General features: G+C 61.2%; 14 protein-coding genes and 1 tRNA gene. 6 read left to right on the top strand and 9 right to left on the bottom strand.

Annotated features, from left to right (window positions below; all coding sequences use genetic code 11):
• The first annotated feature begins 35 nt into the window (after window positions 1-35).
• On the top strand, window positions 36-2,549 hold the full coding sequence (locus LJE98_RS07665) for a CoA transferase (protein WP_229574568.1): 2,514 nt from the start codon (window positions 36-38) through the stop codon (window positions 2,547-2,549).
• 341 nt (window positions 2,550-2,890) lie between these two features.
• Here LJE98_RS07665 and LJE98_RS07660 read toward each other — a convergent pair.
• Both LJE98_RS07660 and cpdR1 read right to left on the bottom strand, forming a co-directional pair.
• Window positions 2,891-2,965 (bottom strand) — tRNA-Val (locus LJE98_RS07660).
• Between the two features lie 94 nt (window positions 2,966-3,059).
• Window positions 3,060-3,422, bottom strand: coding sequence for a response regulator CpdR1 (gene cpdR1, locus LJE98_RS07655; RefSeq protein ID WP_006726917.1), 363 nt, complete (start codon window positions 3,420-3,422; stop codon window positions 3,060-3,062).
• Window positions 3,423-3,620: 198 nt separating this feature from the next.
• Here cpdR1 and LJE98_RS07650 point away from each other — a divergent pair, with 198 nt between their 5' ends.
• Complete coding sequence (locus tag LJE98_RS07650; protein ID WP_229574567.1) at window positions 3,621-4,496, top strand: N-formylglutamate amidohydrolase; 876 nt, start codon at window positions 3,621-3,623, stop codon at window positions 4,494-4,496.
• 321 nt (window positions 4,497-4,817) lie between these two features.
• The gene (hisN, locus tag LJE98_RS07645) at window positions 4,818-5,594 is read left to right on the top strand and encodes a histidinol-phosphatase (protein WP_229574566.1); all 777 of its coding nucleotides are present in this window, start codon (window positions 4,818-4,820) and stop codon (window positions 5,592-5,594) included.
• A gap of 20 nt (window positions 5,595-5,614) precedes the next feature.
• Here hisN and LJE98_RS07640 read toward each other — a convergent pair whose 3' ends face one another.
• Window positions 5,615-6,604: an alpha/beta fold hydrolase gene (locus LJE98_RS07640; protein WP_229574565.1), complete on the bottom strand. Its 990-nt coding sequence runs from the start codon at window positions 6,602-6,604 to the stop codon at window positions 5,615-5,617.
• A gap of 393 nt (window positions 6,605-6,997) precedes the next feature.
• Here LJE98_RS07640 and LJE98_RS07635 point away from each other — a divergent pair, with 393 nt between their 5' ends.
• Window positions 6,998-7,468: an Hsp20 family protein gene (locus tag LJE98_RS07635; RefSeq protein WP_229574564.1), complete on the top strand. Its 471-nt coding sequence runs from the start codon at window positions 6,998-7,000 to the stop codon at window positions 7,466-7,468.
• Window positions 7,469-7,498: 30 nt separating this feature from the next.
• Here LJE98_RS07635 and LJE98_RS07630 read toward each other — a convergent pair whose 3' ends face one another.
• From LJE98_RS07630 to LJE98_RS07610, 5 genes are all read right to left on the bottom strand, one after another.
• The gene (locus tag LJE98_RS07630) at window positions 7,499-8,098 is read right to left on the bottom strand and encodes a DoxX family protein (RefSeq protein ID WP_229574563.1); all 600 of its coding nucleotides are present in this window, start codon (window positions 8,096-8,098) and stop codon (window positions 7,499-7,501) included.
• Entirely contained in the window at window positions 8,095-8,886 is a 792-nt protein-coding gene (locus LJE98_RS07625) for a DNA-binding domain-containing protein (RefSeq protein WP_229574562.1), read from the bottom strand. Before LJE98_RS07625 ends, LJE98_RS07630 begins: the two co-directional genes overlap by 4 nt.
• Window positions 8,876-9,796 carry a DUF692 domain-containing protein gene (locus LJE98_RS07620; protein WP_229574561.1) on the bottom strand — a complete coding sequence of 307 codons (921 nt, stop codon included), beginning with the start codon at window positions 9,794-9,796 and terminating at the stop codon, window positions 8,876-8,878. The genes LJE98_RS07625 and LJE98_RS07620 overlap by 11 nt, the downstream gene beginning before the upstream one ends.
• Before the next feature lie 66 nt (window positions 9,797-9,862).
• Window positions 9,863-10,165: a DUF2282 domain-containing protein gene (locus tag LJE98_RS07615; RefSeq protein WP_229574560.1), complete on the bottom strand. Its 303-nt coding sequence runs from the start codon at window positions 10,163-10,165 to the stop codon at window positions 9,863-9,865.
• A gap of 142 nt (window positions 10,166-10,307) precedes the next feature.
• Complete coding sequence (locus LJE98_RS07610; protein ID WP_229574559.1) at window positions 10,308-11,354, bottom strand: threonine aldolase family protein; 1,047 nt, start codon at window positions 11,352-11,354, stop codon at window positions 10,308-10,310.
• A 444-nt stretch (window positions 11,355-11,798) separates the two neighbouring features.
• Between LJE98_RS07610 and gltB the strand changes: the two genes are divergently transcribed.
• Both gltB and LJE98_RS07600 read left to right on the top strand, forming a co-directional pair.
• Entirely contained in the window at window positions 11,799-16,487 is a 4,689-nt protein-coding gene (gltB, locus tag LJE98_RS07605; RefSeq protein WP_306424867.1) for a glutamate synthase large subunit, read from the top strand.
• Between the two features lie 182 nt (window positions 16,488-16,669).
• Complete coding sequence (locus tag LJE98_RS07600; protein ID WP_229574557.1) at window positions 16,670-18,124, top strand: glutamate synthase subunit beta; 1,455 nt, start codon at window positions 16,670-16,672, stop codon at window positions 18,122-18,124.
• An 80-nt stretch (window positions 18,125-18,204) separates the two neighbouring features.
• Here the strand turns inward: LJE98_RS07600 and LJE98_RS07595 are convergent, their stop codons facing one another.
• The gene (locus LJE98_RS07595) at window positions 18,205-19,350 is read right to left on the bottom strand and encodes a DUF459 domain-containing protein (protein WP_420710122.1); all 1,146 of its coding nucleotides are present in this window, start codon (window positions 19,348-19,350) and stop codon (window positions 18,205-18,207) included.
• Between the last annotated feature and the right edge of the window lie 17 nt (window positions 19,351-19,367).

Raw genomic sequence — 19,367 nt, 5'->3', positions numbered from 1 at the left:
GCTGGCAAGTCCCGAACTCAATCAGGACAATGACAATGGTAGTCAACACTCGAGACAAACTCCCCCTCCACGGTGTCAAGGTCGTAGACTTTGGCCAGTATATCGCTGGCCCGGCCGTGGCCATGATCCTTGGCGACCTTGGAGCGACGGTGGTTCACATCGATCCGCCCGGTGGTCCTCTTTGGCAGAGCCCGGCCAATGCGACACTCAATCGCAACAAGCTGATCGTCACCATTGATCTGAAGTCGGCGGAAGGCCTCGAGCAGGCGCTGGCGCTGATTGCGGAAGCAGACATCGTCATCGAAAACTTCAGGCCGGGAAAACTCGAGGCGCTGAAGATAGACTTCGCTGGTCTCAGGCAGGAGCGGCCGGAACTGATTACCCTTTCCATTCCGGGCTTTGCATCGAATGACGAGGAACGACGCGAGCTACGCGCCTATGAGAGCATCATTGCGGCAAGCTCGGGTGTGTTTACCGATATGGGCCTCAATCGCGTGCTGATGGGCGTCAATCCATCATTTTCTCCGCTGCCGCTCGCCTCCGCCTACGGCGCTATGCTTGCGGCTTCCGCCGCTGTGCTCGCCCTGCAGGCGCGTGAACGTACCGGCCTTGGCGACCACATCGAAGTGCCGCTCGCCAGCGCCGTCATGGAAGGGCTTTGCTACAACTCGATCCAGATCGATGGCTTGCCGGCTCGCTACATCACCCAGCGGGAGCAGGAGATCGCCCGCAGGCGGGTCGAGGGCCTGCCGATGAACCTCGCCTATGAGGAACTGCAGGAGCTTCTTGATCCGTTCTACCGAAGCTACCTCTGCAAGGACGGACGCATGTTCTATGTTGTCTGCCCCAGCCACAAGCATCATGCAAAACGCTGTCTGCAGGCTCTCGGTATCTACGAGGAACTGGTTGCCGACGGATTGATGGAAGAGGAGGATACATACCTTCCGACCTCCGAATGGAAATCCGACGTCTCGCTTGGTGTTTACCCGCTACCCAAGTTCTGGGCAGACAAGATTGCCGCGAGAATGAAGCAGGTCTTCCTCACCCGGACAGCCAAGGAATGGGAGCGGATCTTCGGACGCGGCGGTTTTCCCGGCGCGCCGCAACGCTGGTTGCAGGAATGGATCAATGATGATCACGCCGAGACGGCGGGTCTGATGATTGACGTTCAGGATCCGGAATATGGAACCATGATCCAGCCCGGACCCGTCGTCTGGCTTGAGGAGAGCGGCGAAGCGGCCCTGTCTCCGGTGCCAAGGCGCTGGGTGCCATTTTCCAGCGCATTGGACCTCCTCAAGAAGCAGAAGACCAAACTGCCACGGGTTACCGATCCCAATGATCGCAGCGGTTGGCTTGAGGGCGTTCGCGTGCTCGACCTGTGCAATGTCATCGCCGGACCGCATTCCGTGTATTATCTCGCCCGGTTTGGCGCTGAAGTGATCAAGCTCGACCCTGCATCGCCTCTGTACGATTGCTGGAATACCGTCATTTTTGGCATGTCGCACATGCGCGGCAAGCGATCGGCACTCATCGACATCAAATCCGCCGAGGGGCGCAAGGCGTTCGAGGCATTGGTGAAGTCGGTCGATGTCATTGTCTGGAATGCGCCGGACAACCAGGTCCGTCAGATGGGGCTCGATGCCGATGCGCTGGCGAAGATCAATCCTGACGCCATCTTCTGCAAACTCGACTGCTTCAGCGGGGTCAGCCGCGGCCCTCGGACCGACTATGTCGGCTATGACGATCTCGTGCAGGCGGCAACCGGTATCATGCTGCGTTTCGGCGGGTCGATGCACGAGCCAGAAGAGCATGCGCATGTCGGCACCATCGACGTCATGTGTGGCTTCGGCGGTGCTCTCGCCGTGGCGGCCGCTCTTTACCAGAAGCTCAAGACCAGTCGGATTGGCCGTGGGCGAACCTCGCTCTCCGCCAATAGCGGCTTGCTGCAGATCCCCTTCTGCTACGACTATCGCGACCGAGGCCTCTTCAACGAACCCTCCGGCCGGTATGTCCCGGGATACGATGCGCTGACGCGCTTCTATTACACGGCGTCCGGCGACTATCTCCTCTTCAGCTCGAACGAGCATGATGTGCCAAGTCTGGATGGTCTGGAGGACTTCAAGGGCATTGCCAGTCTGCCGAAAGACGAGCGCGATGCGTTTCTCTCCAGCATCTTTGCCAAGGACACTTCTCAGGCTTGGCTGCAAAAATTGCATGCGGCAGGTTTCGGCGCGGCCATCTGCGACAATATTGACGCCCTGAGGTCGCGCTATTCACGGGAGGCCGACGGAACCAACGGCATCGACCGGGGAAGCTATTCCTTTTCGACTTACACCGACCACCCAAGCGGTCATGTCGTCACACAACTCGATCCCTATGCCATCCGACCAAGCCGCAGCGCGATCGTCTCTCCGCCTCCCGCGGAGAAATACGGCGCCTCCACCGTGACGGTTCTTGAAGAGCTCGGCTATACGACCGACGAAATCGAGAGGCTGCTGGCTGACGGTGTGGTCAGCGAGAGCTGGAGCACGGAGTATTTGCCAAGCTGACCGGGATCTGCGGTTTCTGTTCCTCAAGGGGGACCAGAGCCGCAGTCAGCCTGCCGGAGTGTGCAGACGCGTTGACGGGCTTCAGATTGGACCTTGCACCCGCGAGGACGTCTTGGCGCGTTCCAGAGCCCTGGCGCGTGTCACTGTGCGGGTGGCCTGCTGACCTTGCCATGAGCGGATCCCAAAGCGACTGGCCTGATGGAGGGCCCTGGGATGAATTCGGGGCGAATCAATCCCCGCTTTCCTGTCGGGTATCGATTGATGTCGTGCAGCGATGTTCGGGCGAAACCGGAAAATCAAAAGGGCTCGCCGTTTCCGGCAAGCCCTTGAAAGAATTCGAATGGTGGGCGTGACAGGGATTGAACCTGTGACCCCTACGATGTCAACGTAGTGCTCTCCCGCTGAGCTACACGCCCATCCGATGGCGGCTTAAGACCACAAAACCTGTTCGCCCGTCAATAGGCATTTTGCAGTTTTGTGAAGAGATTTTTTCAACCTCTCGACAAGGCCTTACGCAGCAAGGAGTTTGTTCACTTCGTCGACGAGATCGCGGAGGTGGAAAGGCTTGGACAAGACCTTTGCATCCTTCGGCGCCTTCGAATCGGCGTTCAGCGCGACGGCAGCAAAGCCGGTGATGAACATGACCTTCAGGTCCGGATCGAGCTCGGTGGCGCGGCGTGCCAGTTCGATGCCGTCCATTTCCGGCATCACGATGTCGGTCAAGAGAAGGGAGAAGGGTTCTTCCCGAAGGCGGTCATAGGCGCTTGCGCCGTTGTCGAAGGAGGAAACTTTGTACCCCGCCTTTTCCAGCGCCTTCACCAGGAACCGGCGCATGTCGTTGTCGTCTTCGGCGAGAAGGATTTTCTGAGTCATTTAGGGACCGCTGTACTCGATTGCATTGGGAAGCTCGCAGTCGCTCACTTTAGGGTCGGCTCAGTAAAGAACCGGTGAACAACGAAAAAGTGAGCCTGCTCCGCCATTTCCAGGAGTATGGACTTTGCACCTGCCGACTGGCAACATGGCGAACACAACAAGTTTGTGACTTGGTAAAGAAGAGGCCCTGGGAAGCGGATGACCAACGAATTCGAGCTGTTCGAGGTTCGAGAGCCCGCGATCCAGACCATTCCCTTCGTCTACAACTCCCCGCATAGCGGCCGCCGATACCCGTCATCCTTTCTGGATGAGTCGCGACTCGATGATGTCTCGATTCGCCGGTCGGAAGACCATTTCGTCGATGAGCTGTTCTCGGCGGCACCCGGGCTGGGCGCGCCGCTGCTCGTTGCGCATTTCCCGCGCGCCTATGTCGACGTCAACAGAGAGCCCTATGAGCTCGATCCCCGGATGTTTTCCGATCCGCTGCCGCCCTTTGCCAACAGCAATTCGGCACGCGTCGCTGGAGGGCTTGGCACGATCCCTCGCATCGTCGCTGAAAACATGGAGATCTACGAGCGGCGGATGCCGCTGTCCGTCGCCATGGACAGGATCGAGAGCTGCTACAAGCCGTATCACGCCTGCCTCCGCAGACTGATCGCCCGGACGCATGCGATGTTCGGTTTCGGCGTTCTGATCGACTGCCATTCCATGCCCGGCAATATCAGGGTGGCCGGTAGCGGGCTGAAGCCCGATTTCATCGTCGGTGATCGGTATGGTACCAGTGCATCGGCGGACCTTTCGCAGGCGGCGCTGCAGTTCCTCGAAGAGCTCGGCTATACGGCCGTTCGCAACAAGCCTTATGCGGGCGGCTTCATCACCGAACATTATGGTCGTCCGGCCCGCGGGCTGCACGCCCTGCAGATCGAGGTCAATCGCTCGATCTATATCGACGAGGCGAGGCTGGAGAAGCGGGCCGATTTCGACGCCCTTGCGGGTTCGATCGCCGTGTTCATGCAGCAGATGGCAGGATTCGTGGCGGATTACGCCATCGACCAGGCGCTCGCGGCCGAGTGAGGCTTTCCAATCGAACTGTTTTGGGAACCTGTCGCGTTGCGGTGGGCAAAAAAAACCGCGCTCGTGGCGCGGCTAAGTCTAGGGAGGAAACACCCAAGGAGGGTATTTACAGTCAGAAGACTGTAATTGAGAGGTTAGATGTTGCGGTGCACCATTGTCAAGTCCGATTATGGTGCTTTTTTGAGCAAGGCCAAAATTTACGCAATTTGGCCCTCGGCTCGTGATCGCAGGCGCAGGCAGGGTGCATTCATCCAGTCGGTTGTTTTCTTTCCAGGCAACTGGCTTTAAGAGGGACATACCCTCCAGACGACGGAATTTTTCATGCGCCCTGACAGAGATTTCTTCTTCCGCCTTGCCGATGCCGCCAAGGCAGAGACCCTTCCGCGCTTTCGTTCGGGCCTCTCTGTCGTCAACAAGGAGAAGGCCGGATTCGATCCCGTCACCGAGGGAGATCAGGCTGCCGAAATCGCAATTCGCCAGCTGGTCGAGACCGAGTTTCCCACCCACGGCATTCTCGGCGAGGAGCACGAGAATATCCGTATGGATAGCGATCAGCTCTGGGTCATCGATCCAATCGACGGGACGCGCGCCTTCATCTCCGGCGTGCCCGTCTGGGGCACGCTGATCGGCTTTCAGGAACATGGCAAGTCGGTCATGGGGCTGATGGAGCAGCCATTCACAGGCGAGCGCTACTATGCCGATGGCGAGCGGTCCTGGTATTTCGGTCCTGATGGCGAGCGGCAGAATGCGGTGCGCGACTGCGGCAGCCTCGAAAACGCGATCCTCTTCACCACTTCGCCGCATCTCTTCAAGGATTGGGAGGTCGAGCGTTTCCAGGCCGTCCAGGACAAGGTCAAGCTCTTCCGCTACGGCGTCGATTGCTACGCCTATTGCCTGCTGGCGGCCGGCCATGTCGATCTCGTGATCGAGACGGTGCTGAAACCCTATGATGTCGGCGCGCTGATCCCGATCATCGAGCAGGCGGGCGGGATCATCACCACCTGGGATGGCGGACGGCCTGAAGCAGGCGGCTCGATCATTGCGGCCGGCTCAAAGACCGTGCATGCGCAGGCGATGGACATGTTGAAGCGTCGCTGAGCCAGCGTTCGGTCGGTGGCTCAAGTCTCCAGTGCTGAATCGGTAAGCTGCCCGATTGGATCTGTCTCGTCCGGCTCGCCGCCCGGCATGAAGGCGAAGATGGCCGCCAAGGCCTGTTTGCGATAGCGGTCCTGCTCCTGCAGGATCTCGTGGCGCGCGCCAGGCACCGGGACAAGCTGTCCGGCGCGGAAATATTGCGCCAGCGATTCCTGAAAATGGAAAGGTACGATCGGGTCGTTGCCGGGTGCGATGACGACGGTCGGAACCGTGATCGAGGCGAGATGGCCGGGACGCCGCACGTCATCGATCGCCTTCTGGCTCTCATAAAGCCAGCGTGCCGTCGGTGGCCCAAGCGCCAGTTCCGGATGGTCGACGAACAGGCGTTGGTTTCGGGCGAAACGCAGGGCATCCGTCGTCAGCGGGTTGCCTTCGAAACGTTTCAGCGCTTCATCCTTGTTCAGGGTTATCTGGCCGAAGCCGGTGAAGGCGGCGAGCGCTGCGATCCTGCGGATGTTTTCCGGTGAGGTCTTCTGGCCACCCAGGCCGACGAAGGGCGCTGTCAGAACCATCCGCTCGATGCGGTTGGAAAGCCGGGGCGCTGCCTTCAAGGCAATCAGGCCGCCGGTCGAGTGGGCAAGCATGAAGAAGGGCAGGCGTGTGTCCGGCAGGACGATCTGCTCAAGAAAGATCTCGAGATCACGGATATAGTGGTCGAAGCGGCCGACATGGCCCTTGCGCGGATCCTTCAGCAGGCGCCCGGAGCCGCCCTGGCCACGGAAATCATAGGTCGCCACCCAGAAGCCGTGCTCGTTCAGATCCCGGATCGTCTCGAAATACTTCTCGATCGTCTCGTTGCGCCCATGAAGCAGGACAATCGTGCCTTTTGGTTTCGGCGCGGACGACCGGAATACAGCATAGCGGAGCCGCGCACCGCGATATCCTTCGAAGAAGCCAACCACTGGCGTGCCAGGAATGGGGTTGCCGGGGGTAGCGTGAAGAATGGCGTCCATGCCTGCAACTGCCTGTCGGTTGAAGCGCTTATCGTTTCTCCGGGATAGGCTGCAGCCCAAGCCGAAGTCAAAGAAAAAAGCCGGAACCGCATACGGAGGATGCGGTTCCGGCCAAATCCGGTCGAAGAGGAAGGGACGATATCTCCGGCCCGGACGGTCGAGACAACCGATGGGAAGACACTATGCGGGGGCGGTTGAATGCGGCTTGAACCGTGCGTTCACCGACAGTTCATCGGCGCAGACCTCCTGCGAGCGCTGCGATCTTGAATTCGGGACAAGCATTTCCCACATCGGGATTGCGGACGCCAAACGGGTCCGCGAACCGCCGCCGCCATCGCCCCAACGGGATGCGCGCGGGTTTGAGAACGCCAACGTCGCTTCAAGGAGGACATCATGCGTCACGTCGATTTTTCCCCGCTTTACCGTTCCACCGTCGGTTTTGACCGCCTGTTCACCATGCTGGACAGTCTCGGCCAGCCGGAACAGGCGCAGAGCTATCCGCCCTACAATATCGAACGCACCGGCGAGAACCTCTACCGCATCACCATGGCCGTTGCCGGCTTCGATGAAAGCGAGCTTTCGATCGAGGCGCATGCCCATGTGCTGACCGTCAAGGGGGAGAAGGCCGAGGATGAGAAGGTCGAGCAGAGCGAGTTCCTCTATCGTGGCATCGCAAAGCGCGCCTTCGAGCGCCGCTTCCAGCTCGCCGACCATGTGGAAGTCACCGCCGCTTCGCTGAAGAACGGGCTGTTGCATATCGACCTCCTGCGCAACATTCCGGAAGCCATGAAGCCGCGCCGCATCTCGATTGCCGCCGAGCCCGTGGGCGCGGCACCGAAGGCGATCGAGGCGCATGTGAACTAAGCGCAGGCGCGAGCGCCAAGCATCATCCTGTCAGGCGGTCGGCGAAAGCCGGCCGCTTTTTTGTTGGGTCCCGGTTCTGCGTGTCCAGAGCGTGCTGAGCAGCTTGTCGAGCGAGAGCAGGCCGGCACCCTTCACCGCGAGATAGGCGAGCGGGAAGGTCCAGAGCAGGCGCTGGTCGAGGATGACGCTGTCGGGGAAGCGGTCGAAAAGCGCGCCGATCGTTGTGGCATCGACATTGTGGACAAGGATGTCGGTCAGCGTTTGGACAACAACGAAGCCGATCATGCCGAGGGCGGCGATACGGGTAAAGAGGCCGGCGACGATGAGGAGCGGCAAGAGGATTTCTCCATAGGAGCCGAGAAAAACCATCAGGCCCCAGGGGAAGAAGGAGACGGCGGAGATGTCGCCGCCTGCCGCATCCACGGCGGGCAGGGCAATCTGGTAGTAGGCGCCGTCAGCGATCGAGAAGGGGCCGCTGAATTTCGTCAGTGCGGAATTGAGGTAGTAGGGTACGAGAACCGCGAGGAAGACCAGGCGGGCAAGGAGGCCCAGAAGCCAGCCGTCGAGTGCCGTTTCCAGCCCGCGAACCGTGCGGCGATAGAACTCGATGAGGGATGTGACGGATGTCATGGTCGGTCGCCTTCCTGTATTGTGTCGTTGGGCAGGTGTATCGAGGAGAAGGCGCCGCTCGACAGGGCCAGGCCGATGAGAGCGGGATTGTCGCCTTGCAAGTGTTGCGCGGCGAAACAGGCTTCACCCAGTGGAGCGCCGCTCAGAAGAGCCTGAAAGAACGCGGCTCCTCCGGCTGGCAGGACTTCGATCGCAGGATCGCAGTCGGGCCGTGTGAGCAAGACCGTTTCGGATGCCATGGGATTGACGCCGTCGAGCGGCAGCGTTGCCCGGTCGCGCCGGACAATTGTGCCGGCGGCATGGCTGAACTGCGCGAGGCGGGTCGCCGGATGCGGGCTTAAACGAATGCCGGCCAGTTCGTCCTTACGCACCTGGGCGAGGGCGGCAGGATCGAGCGGTCGGGTATCTGCGGCGTGATAGGCGTCCAGCCAGAGGCGTTCGACGCGCGCTACGTCAGGGAGGAACGGCAGGTCCGCTGCCGGCGCAAAGGTTTCCAGAAAAGTCGGGAAGCTATCGCCATAGGTGAAGAGCAAAGGCGAGGTCGGCGGATGGCCGGTCACGTAGAGGCGGGCCATGGCCCGGAAGAAGTCTTCGCCGACGAGGTTCTGCACGGTCGGGAAGATCGAGGCCATGGCATCGACCAGTGAGACGACGACATTGTTGCGGTAGACAGCGAAGCGGCGCGTCGGAATGTGCCCATCGCGGCTGGTCAGGCCATCCGGCGGCGGCTGTTCGGGGGCAAGAAGCGCCTGGGCAAAGGCGCCATTGTGTACCGGGTCAGGACGCATGGCGTACACCGAGTTCGACCGGGGCGTGTCTGTCGAGAATCGCGTCGGCGCGCTGCGCCTCACGCTTCAGCACCGGCCATTCCGGCACATCATTGTCCCATTCGATCAACGTCGGCAGCGGGCCGAGTTTGGCGAGGACGTGGTCGTACAGTTTCCAGACGAGATCGTCGATCGGGCGGTCGTGGCTGTCGATCAGGAGCGGCTGGCCCGAGTCATCGACGTCTTCCACGTGGCCGGCAAGATGAATTTCTTCGACGGACTGGAGAGGAAAGTCAGCGAGATAGTCGCGGGCGCCGTATCCGTGATTGGTGGCGGAGACATGGACATTGTTGATGTCGAGCAGCAGGCCGCAGCCGGTGCGCCGAGCAATCGACCGGATGAAGTCGGTCTCGCTCATCGTCGAAGCCTCAAAACCAAGATAGGTGGACGGGTTTTCCAGAAGGATGCGGCGGCCGAGCGTTTCCTGGACCTGGTCAATGTGATCGCAGACCCTTGCCAGCGTCGCCTCGTCATAGGGCACTGGAAGGAGGTCGTTGAGGAAATGGCTCTCGTGAGTCGACCAGGCGAGATGCTCGGAAACCTGTTTCGGCTGATAGCGGTCGATGACGGTTTTCAGCCGCGCGAGATGTGCCTGGTCGAGGCCGGTCGGGCTGCCGATCGACAGGCCAACGCCATGGATCGAGAGCGGGAAGTCTTCGCGCATGCGCGTCAGGATGCGGTGCGGATGGCCGCCGGCGCCCATGTAGTTTTCGGCATGCACTTCGAGAAAGCCGATACGGAATTCATCGGCCAGAATGGCATCGGCGTGCTGCGGCTTGAAGCCGGCGCCGGCGCGTGGGGGCAGTGTCTCACCACGGGCGTTGCGATTCGATGCGGTAACAGGGGTCTTTGTGACGGCATTCGCGGACATGACCGGCTCCTCACGCTCCAGAAAGAGAGGACGGCACCTGCGGGCGGCCGCAGGTGCCGTATCGGCTCAGGCCTTGGGCAGGTCGCGGTCGAGAGCTTCGAGCGAGCCCATGCGGCCATCGGGAAGGGCCATGGTCGTGCAGGTGCCCTTGGCGACGTAGGTCCAGGCATTGCCCTGGAAGTCGACCTTGGAGGTGCCGGCGCAGGTGGTGCCGGGGCCGGCGGCGCAGTCGTTCTTTCCTGCCATGGAAACGCCGAAGCACTTTTCCTTTTCCTGGGCCATGGCAGGGCCCGACAGGAGTGCGGTGCCGCCGATGGCCATGGTGACAGCAGCGGCGAGAGCCGTCGCGTTAAGTGTGTTCTTGCTCATGAAGGTCTCCTCGGATCGTGAATTGCCTATTGCTCAGACCCTCGTCGGTCTGGCAAAAACATCATGCCGAGAAGTTCCCAGATTGAAAAATCAAGCTTATTTGCGGAAAATGTGCGCGTTTCAACTGTAAGAAACGGCTCCCTCAAACGACGTCTATGAATTGGTCAACTTCATCTTGCGTGGTTGCAAAGCTTGTTACTAGCCGTACCAGGGTTTCGTCTTCGCGGGGCAAGGGGAGCCAGCCTTGGGGCGCTTGCCACTCGTGGAATTTCGCCCCTTTTTCGCGTGCTCGTTCAACTGACGACTTCTCCATGACGGCAAAAACCTCGTTCGCCGTCGTATCCCAGGCAAGGCGTACCGTGTTCTTGCCCGAAAGGCCTGCCCGCAGGCGGTCGGACATGGCATTCGCGTGCCCTGCCAGTTCGAGCCAGAGATCATTCTCGAGATAGGCTTCGAGCTGAGCGGAAATGAAACGGCTCTTGGAGAAGAGCTGGGCCGAGCGCTTGCGGATAAATGGCATGTCCGCTGCCAGGTCCGGATTGAAGAAGACGATCGCCTCGGCACACCAGCACCCATTCTTGGTGCCGCCGAAGGAGAGGATGTCGACGCCGCGCTTCCAGGTCATTTCGGCGGGCGTCACGCCCAGGGAAACAAGGGCGTTGGCGAAGCGTGCACCGTCCATGTGGAGCGGGAGGTCGCGCGACTTGGCCACCGCTGCAATCGCATCCAGCTCATCGAGGGAATAGACTGTGCCGACTTCGGTCGCCTGGGTCACGGACACTGCCATCGCGCGACCGTGATGGGGCGAAGCCGGTTCGAAGCGGCCGATTGCGGCCTCCAGGGCCCTCGGGTCGATCTTGCCTTCCGGCCCCTCGACGGGAAAGAGCCGGGTGGCACCGGTCAGGAATTCAGGCGCGCCGCCTTCGTCCGCGTTGACGTGGGCATCGGCGTGACAGAAACTCACGCCACCGGCCTTGGCGAGACTGGCGAGCGCCAGCGAGTTGGCAGCCGTGCCGGTCGCGACGAAGAAGACCGCGACCTCGCGGTCGAATATCGCGCTGAAGCGCTCCTCGACCGCCTTGTCCAGGTCGCTGGTACCATAGGCAGACGCGAAGCCGGCGGCATGGCGAGTGAGGTTTTCGGCGATCCTCGGATGGGCGCCGGACCAGTTGTCTGAAGCGAAGTGCATGGCAATATTCCTAGGGCATAGGCGGGTGCGAGGACTTTAGGCATTTCCGGCTCGCTATCAATCCGGCCCGGTCATCATGAGGGCGGCGACAGCCAAGTCCGCAACAAGGTGACCTGTGTCGCAGCTTGTGTGTAATAAAATTTCGCGGATACGCCAATGAGGGCAATTTCGCATCCCTGTGCCGGTTAATTTTCCGGCGAACTCTTGCATGAGCGTTTACTTTCTGTCATAGGAAAATCAGAAATTAGGTCAGACTGGTTGACCTAATTAAAGTTTCGAAGGCGGCATGTTTTCGGGCGTCATGGGGTAGTCAAGCAATCCGTGCAGGATGGCAGGGCTGTCGCTGGCGCCCATCGGCGCCTGGAAATGGGTCCAATCAGCCCGGCCTGTCCGGCTACTATGGAGGTAAAGGTCATGACGAAAGTTCCGTCATCCGAAGAGGTCATGCGGTCCGCCCGTTCGGAGGCGGTCGCCGACACGGTGATCGCGCGCACCGGCCTGCCTCCGAAGCAGGGTCTCTACGATCCGAAGAACGAGCACGATGCCTGCGGCGTCGGCTTCATTGCCCATATGAAGGGGCAGAAGTCGCACCAGATCGTCAAGGACGGGTTGTTCATCCTGGAAAACCTCACCCATCGCGGTGCCGTCGGGGCCGATCCGCTGATGGGCGACGGCGCGGGTATCCTCGTGCAGATCCCAGACCGCTTCTTCCGCGAAGAAATGGCTGCCCAGGGTGTCACCCTGCCGAAGGCGGGTGAATACGCTGTCGGACACTTCTTCTTTCCGCAGGACGAGATGCAAATCTCCCACTTCAAGCAGGTGATCGCGGAAGTCTGTCAGTCCGAGGGGCAGACCCTCCTGGGCTATCGTGATGTGCCGGTCGACAATTCTTCCCTGTCAAAGGCGCCGGAAATCGCGGCGACTGAACCGCGTCAAATCCAGGTCTTCATCGGTGCCGGCCGCGATGCCGCAACGCAGGACCAGTTCGAGCGCCGTCTGTTCCTGCTTCGCAAGGTGATCTCCAACCGCATCTACGATCAGTATGGTGGACAGGAGACCGGTTTCTATCCGGTGTCTCTGTCGTCCTCGACCATCGTCTACAAGGGCATGTTCCTCGCCTATCAGGTTGGCGCCTATTACAAGGATCTTGCCGACCCGCGGTTCGAATCGGCTGTGGCCCTCGTCCACCAGCGCTTCTCGACCAACACTTTCCCCTCGTGGAAGCTGGCGCACCCGTACCGCATGGTTGCGCATAACGGCGAAATCAACACGCTGCGTGGCAACGTCAACTGGATGGCCGCGCGTCAGGCTTCGGTGTCCTCGCCGCTGTTCGGCGACGACATCTCCAAGCTCTGGCCGATCTCCTATGAAGGCCAGTCGGACACGGCCTGCTTCGACAACGCGCTCGAATTCCTCCAGCGCGGTGGCTATTCGCTCGCACATGCCGTGATGATGCTGATCCCGGAAGCATGGTCGGGCAACCAGCTGATGTCGAAGGAGCGCAAGGCCTTCTACGAATATCATGCCGCGATGATGGAGCCGTGGGATGGTCCGGCCGCCGTCTGCTTTACCGACGGTCGCCAAATTGGCGCCACGCTCGATCGCAACGGCCTGCGTCCGGCCCGCTATCTCGTGACCGACGACGATCGCGTCATTCTGGCGTCTGAAGCCGGTACGCTTCCGGTTCCGGAAGAGCGGATCGTGAAGAAGTGGCGCCTGCAGCCGGGCAAGATGCTGCTCATCGACATGGCGGAAGGCCGCATCATTTCCGACGAGGAAGTGAAGTCGCAGCTTGCCGGCAGCCATCCATACCGCGAATGGCTCGACCGCACGCAGCTGATCCTTGAAGACCTGAAGCCGGTGGAGCCGCGTGCGCTTCGCCGCGATGTGTCGCTGCTCGATCGCCAGCAGGCTTTCGGTTACACCACGGAAGACACCAAGATCCTGATGTCGCCCATGGCGACGACGGGCCAGGAGGCGATCGGCTCGATGGGCACCGACACGCCGATCTCGGCGATGTCGACGAAGTCGAAGCTGCTCTACACCTATTTCAAGCAGAACTTCGCCCAGGTGACGAACCCGCCGATCGATCCGATCCGCGAAGAGCTCGTCATGAGCCTCGTCTCCTTCATCGGTCCGCGTCCGAACATTCTCGACCATGAAGGCATGGCCAACGCCAAGCGCATGGAAGTGCGGCAACCGATCCTGACCAATGGCGATCTCGAAAAGATCCGCTCCATCGGTCACATGGAAGACCGCTTCGACACCAAGACGCTCGATTTCACCTACGATGTGGGACGCGGCGCCGAAGGCATGCCCGAGATGCTCGATCGTCTGTGCGAGCGAGCTGAAGCGGCGGTCCGTGGAGGCTACAACATCATCGTGCTCTCCGACCGGCAGATCGGCCCGGACCGGATCGCGATCCCGGCTCTGCTCGCAACCGCTGCCGTACATCACCACCTGATCCGCAAGGGTCTGCGCACATCGGTGGGTCTGGTTGTGGAATCGGGTGAGCCGCGCGAAGTGCACCACTTCTGCTGTCTCGCCGGCTATGGTGCGGAAGCGATCAACCCCTATCTGGCCTTCGACACGCTGCTCGACATGCACAAGCATGGCGAATTCCCCAAGGAAGTCTCGGAAGACGAAGTCGTCTATCGCTACATCAAGGCCGTGGGCAAGGGCATCCTCAAGGTCATGTCCAAGATGGGTATTTCGACCTATCAGTCCTATTGCGGCGCGCAGATCTTCGACGCGATCGGCCTCTCATCTGAGCTGGTCGACAAGTATTTCTTCGGGACCGCCACGACCATCGAAGGCATCGGCCTGACCGAAATCGCCGACGAGACGGTGACCCGCCACAGTTCCGCCTTCGGCAAGGACCCGGTGCTCGCCAATACGCTGGATGTGGGCGGCGAATATGCCTATCGCATGCGCGGTGAAAACCATGCCTGGAGTCCGGACTCGATTGCCTCGCTGCAGCATGCGGTTCGCGGCAACAGCCAGGAGCGCTACCGCGAATTCGCCGAGATGGTGAACGACAGCAATCTGCGGATGAACACCATCCGTGGGCTCTTCAACATCAAGTCGGCGGAAGCGCTCGGTCGCAAGCCGGTTGCTCTCGATGACGTCGAGCCTGCCGTGGACATCGTCAAGCGCTTCTCGACAGGGGCCATGTCCTTCGGATCGATCAGCCGCGAGGCGCATACGACGCTCGCCGTTGCCATGAACCGGATCGGCGGCAAGTCGAACACCGGCGAAGGCGGTGAGGAGAGTGACCGTTACCTGCCGCTGGCGGACGGTTCGTCCAACCCCGAGCGCTCGGCGATCAAGCAGATCGCGTCCGGCCGCTTCGGCGTGACGACGGAATATCTCGTCAATGCCGACATGCTGCAGATCAAGGTCGCGCAGGGTGCCAAGCCCGGCGAGGGCGGCCAGTTGCCCGGCCACAAGGTCGATGCGACTGTCGCCAAGACCCGCCACTCGACGCCGGGCGTCGGCCTGATCTCGCCGCCGCCGCATCACGACATCTATTCGATCGAAGATCTGGCGCAGCTGATCTACGACCTGAAGAACGTCAACCCTCAGGCGGATGTCTCGGTCAAGCTGGTCTCGGAAGTCGGCGTCGGCACGGTTGCTGCCGGTGTCGCCAAAGCGCGTGCCGACCATATCACCATCTCCGGCTTCGACGGCGGTACCGGTGCCTCGCCGCTCACCTCGCTGAAACATGCCGGTTCGCCCTGGGAAATCGGCCTTGCCGAGACACAGCAGACGCTGGTGCTGAACGGTCTTCGTTCGCGCATCGCGCTGCAGGTGGATGGTGGTCTGAAGACTGGCCGCGACGTCATCATCGGTGCCCTTCTGGGCGCCGACGAGTTCGGCTTTGCGACGGCTCCGCTGATCGCGGCCGGCTGCATCATGATGCGCAAGTGCCATCTGAACACATGTCCCGTTGGTGTCGCGACCCAGGATCCGGTGCTGCGCAAGCGCTTCAAGGGCACGCCGGAGCACGTCATCAACTACTTCTTCTTCGTCGCCGAAGAAGTGCGTGAAATTCTCGCTTCGCTGGGTGTGACCAAGCTGGACGAGATCATCGGTGCCTCGGAACTTCTGGAGAAGGACGAGATGCTTGCCCACTGGAAGGCCAAGGGGCTCGATTTCTCGAAGATCTTCCACAAGGTCGATGCACCGAAGTCCGCCACCTACTGGACGGAGCGCCAGAACCATCCGATCGTGGATATTCTCGACCGCAAGCTGATCGAGAAAGCGATGCCGTCGCTGGACGCCAAGCAGCCCGTCGTTTTCGACGTCGACATCAAGAATATCGACCGCTCTGCCGGTGCGATGCTCTCGGGCGAAGTTGCCAAGCGCTACGGCCACAAGGGCCTGAAGGACGACACGATCCACGTGACGCTGAACGGCACCGCCGGCCAGTCCTTTGGCGCCTTCCTGGCGCGTGGCATCACCTTTGATCTCGTGGGCGACGGGAACGACTATGTCGGCAAGGGTCTGTCGGGTGGCCGCATCGTCGTGCGTCCGCCGGAAAACGCTCGCATCGTCGCGGAAAACTCGATCATCGTCGGCAATACCGTGCTTTACGGCGCGATCTCCGGCGAGTGCTACTTCCGTGGCGTGGCCGGTGAGCGCTTTGCCGTGCGCAATTCGGGTGCGATTGCGGTTGTCGAGGGCGTGGGTGACCACGGCTGCGAATACATGACGGGTGGCGTAGTCGTCGTGCTCGGCGAAACGGGCCGCAACTTCGCGGCCGGCATGTCGGGCGGCGTGGCTTACGTGCTCGACGAGAGCGGCGATTTCGCCAAACGCTGCAACATGGCGATGGTCGAACTCGAGCCGGTTCCGGAAGAGGACGACATGCTGGAGAAGCTTCACCACCATGGCGGCGACCTCATGCACAAGGGACTTGTCGACGTGTCCGGTGACATGACCCGCCACGACGAGGAGCGCCTCTACCAGCTGATCTCGAACCATCTGCACTACACGGACTCGAACCGCGCCAAGCAGATCCTCGACAGCTGGGCGGAGTATCGTCCGAAGTTCCGCAAGGTCATGCCGGTGGAATATCGTCGTGCGCTTGAGGAAATGGAGCGCATGCGCATGGGCGTGGCTGCGGAGTAAGCAGCAAGGGACGCATCGTCCATATCGGAATGGCCGTGGCAATTGCTGCGGCCGTTCCAACGGTCGCCGCACTCGTCAATGGTGCGCTTGTTTTGGAATTCGTGGTGCTGGGGGCGGTGATCGCTATCGCCTACTGGTACTGGGGGCCGCAATGGCCGCCTCTGTGAGCTGAGGGAAAGAGAATGGGCAAGGTTACAGGTTTCATGGAAATCGACCGGCAGGTGGCGAAGTATCAGCCGGCCTCCGACCGCATCCGCCATTTCCGCGAATTCACCATCCCCATGTCGGATGCTGAGGTCACCAAGCAGGCAGCGCGCTGCATGGATTGTGGCATTCCCTATTGCCATGGTCCGACCGGCTGTCCTGTTCACAACCAGATCCCGGACTGGAACGACCTTGTCTACAACAACAAGTGGGAGGAGGCGATCCGCAACCTCCACTCGACGAACAACTTCCCGGAATTCACCGGTCGCGTTTGCCCAGCGCCTTGCGAGGAAGCCTGCACGCTGAACCTTGAAGACAGCCCGGTTGCGATCAAGACCGTCGAGCAGGCGATTGCCGACAAGGCTTATGAGCTCGGCTTCATCGTGCCGCAGCCGGCGACGATCCATACCGGCAAGAAGGTTGCGGTCATCGGTTCCGGACCCTCAGGTCTCGCAGCCGCCCAGCAGCTCGGTCGCGCCGGCCACGAGGTGCATGTCTATGAGCGTGAATCGAAGCCCGGTGGGCTGCTGCGCTACGGCATCCCGGACTTCAAGATGGAAAAGAACTTCATCGACCGCCGCGTCGAGCAGATGAAGGGGGAAAACGTCACCTTCCATTGTGGCGTGAACGTCGGCGTCGACGTGACCGTCGAGACGCTGCGGGCAGACTATGATGCCGTGCTCTATTGCGGCGGTTCGGAAACCCCGCGCGAGGCCGGCATTCCCGGCGTCGAGTTCCATGGCGTGCATGATGCCATGCCGTATCTCGTGCAGCAGAACCGCCGGGTCGGCCGCGAGAACATCGACAGCATCGGCTGGCCGGCCGATCCGATCCTCGCTGGCGGCAAGCATGTCGTCGTCGTCGGTGGTGGTGATACGGCATCCGACTGCGTCGGCACGGCCTTCCGCCAGGGCGCCGTCAAGGTGACCCAGCTCGACATTCGTCCGCGTCCGCCGCAGACGGAAGACAAGCTTGCGATCTGGCCCTTCTGGGCGACCAAGATGCGAACCTCTTCCTCCCAGGCCGAAGGCGCCAACCGCGAATTCCAGGTTGCCACGCTCGAATTCGTCGGCGAAGACGGTGTGCTGACCGGCGTGAAGTGTTGCCAGGTGGATGAGCGTCGCAAGCCGATCCCAGGCACGGAGTTCATCATCAAGGCGGATCTCGCCTTCATCGCCATTGGCTTCTCCGGTCCGTTCACTGACAGCGTGCTCAAAGACCTCGATGGCAAGCTTGAGCTGAACACGGACCGTCGCGGTTCGACCAATGTTGTTGCCAATGACAAGGACTATCGTTCATCCGTGGACAAGGTCTGGGTCGCCGGCGACGCCCGTCGCGGCCAGTCGCTGGTCGTCTGGGCGATCCGCGAAGGCCGCCAGGCCGCACGCGCCATCGACGAGGCGCTGATGGGCGAAAGTGTTTTGCCGCGCTGATGCGCGTCAATCACGCACAGATATAGAGAAAAAGGTCGCCCTGGTGGCGGCCTTTTTTGTCGGTCCGTATTCGGCGATGATCAGGGCGTCGCGGTCTCTGGCGCCGGCGGCGGGCGCTTTACATAGTCCACCCTCCCGACCGGCGGATCCGGCAGACTGCCGTTCTGGACGAGCTGGTCGCGGGGGGTGGGAAATGTCGACGATGGCGGCAGCGTACCGCCCAGCAGCTCGTCCGCGCCGTCGAGTTGCGGATCGAAGAGATCGATCGGCGGCGTGGTGATGATGCTCTTGTTCTCCGAAGGCGGCAAGCTCACCAGAGCTGGAAGGTTCGTCGCATCGAGCCGGATCAGATCCGGGCTCGTCATGTCGCCGAGATAACGGCGCACGGATTTTTCGACATAGAAGGCGAGTTTGCGCTTGCCGGGGCTGGTAAAGCCGATGCCGTCATTGCCGCGCAGGCGCACCGGCTGGCCGTTGATGTCGGAGCCGGTGACGATGAAGCGTCCTTCCTGGTCGACGAAGCCTTCCCAGACATCGACGAATTCGCCGTTCAGCTTCTCGATGCTGGATCGATAAATGGCGTTGAGACGCAGCGCATCGGCCGTCATGTTCTGCGGCCGGAAGGCGGGCAGGCCGACCCAGATCACGGGTACGCGCGTTTCAGCTGCAATCGTCGCCAGGCGGGTGACGCGTTCGCCATAGGCGCTGAACCAGGGGTCGGTGCGGAAATCGAGACGACCGTCCGGGGTCACGAGTTGTTGCCGGTCATTGGCGCCAACCTGGATCACCAGAACACTCGGGTTGACCTCCGCGACGATTGCCGGAAGCGCGCCGGGCCAGTCGTAGAAATCGTCGCGCACAAGGCCCGAGGATCCGTTTGCCCGGTTCTCGACCACGACGCCGGGGGATCCCTCGAAGGCGGTCTTCAGTCCGTCACCCAATGAACTCGCGACAAAGTCGCCGACCACGAGCACCTTCTTGGCGGTGTCGAGCTTCGGCGGCGGTGGCGGGGCGGCCGCAGCGCGTGTCGTTGGCGCGCGCGTCTTGATCGTGGTGACGCTGCCACTGCTTTTCTTGCGGACCTTGCCCTCTCGCGGACGCTGGACGTTCTGCGGCGGCACATATGCCGGCTGGCGCTGACCGAAGAGGAGCTCAAGCAAGTTGCGGCGGCGCTCCGGCTGCTGTGCCTGCGCGGTCGAGCCGACAAAGGCCGTCGCGGCCAGCATCAGGGCGAGGCCGAAAC

It is taken from the genome of Rhizobium sp. 'Codium 1' (genome assembly GCF_020889605.1).
GTDB lineage: Bacteria > Pseudomonadota > Alphaproteobacteria > Rhizobiales > Rhizobiaceae > Allorhizobium > Allorhizobium algae.
Note: the sequence above shows the minus strand (reverse complement) of the source record. Positions and strands in the feature narration are given on the sequence as shown.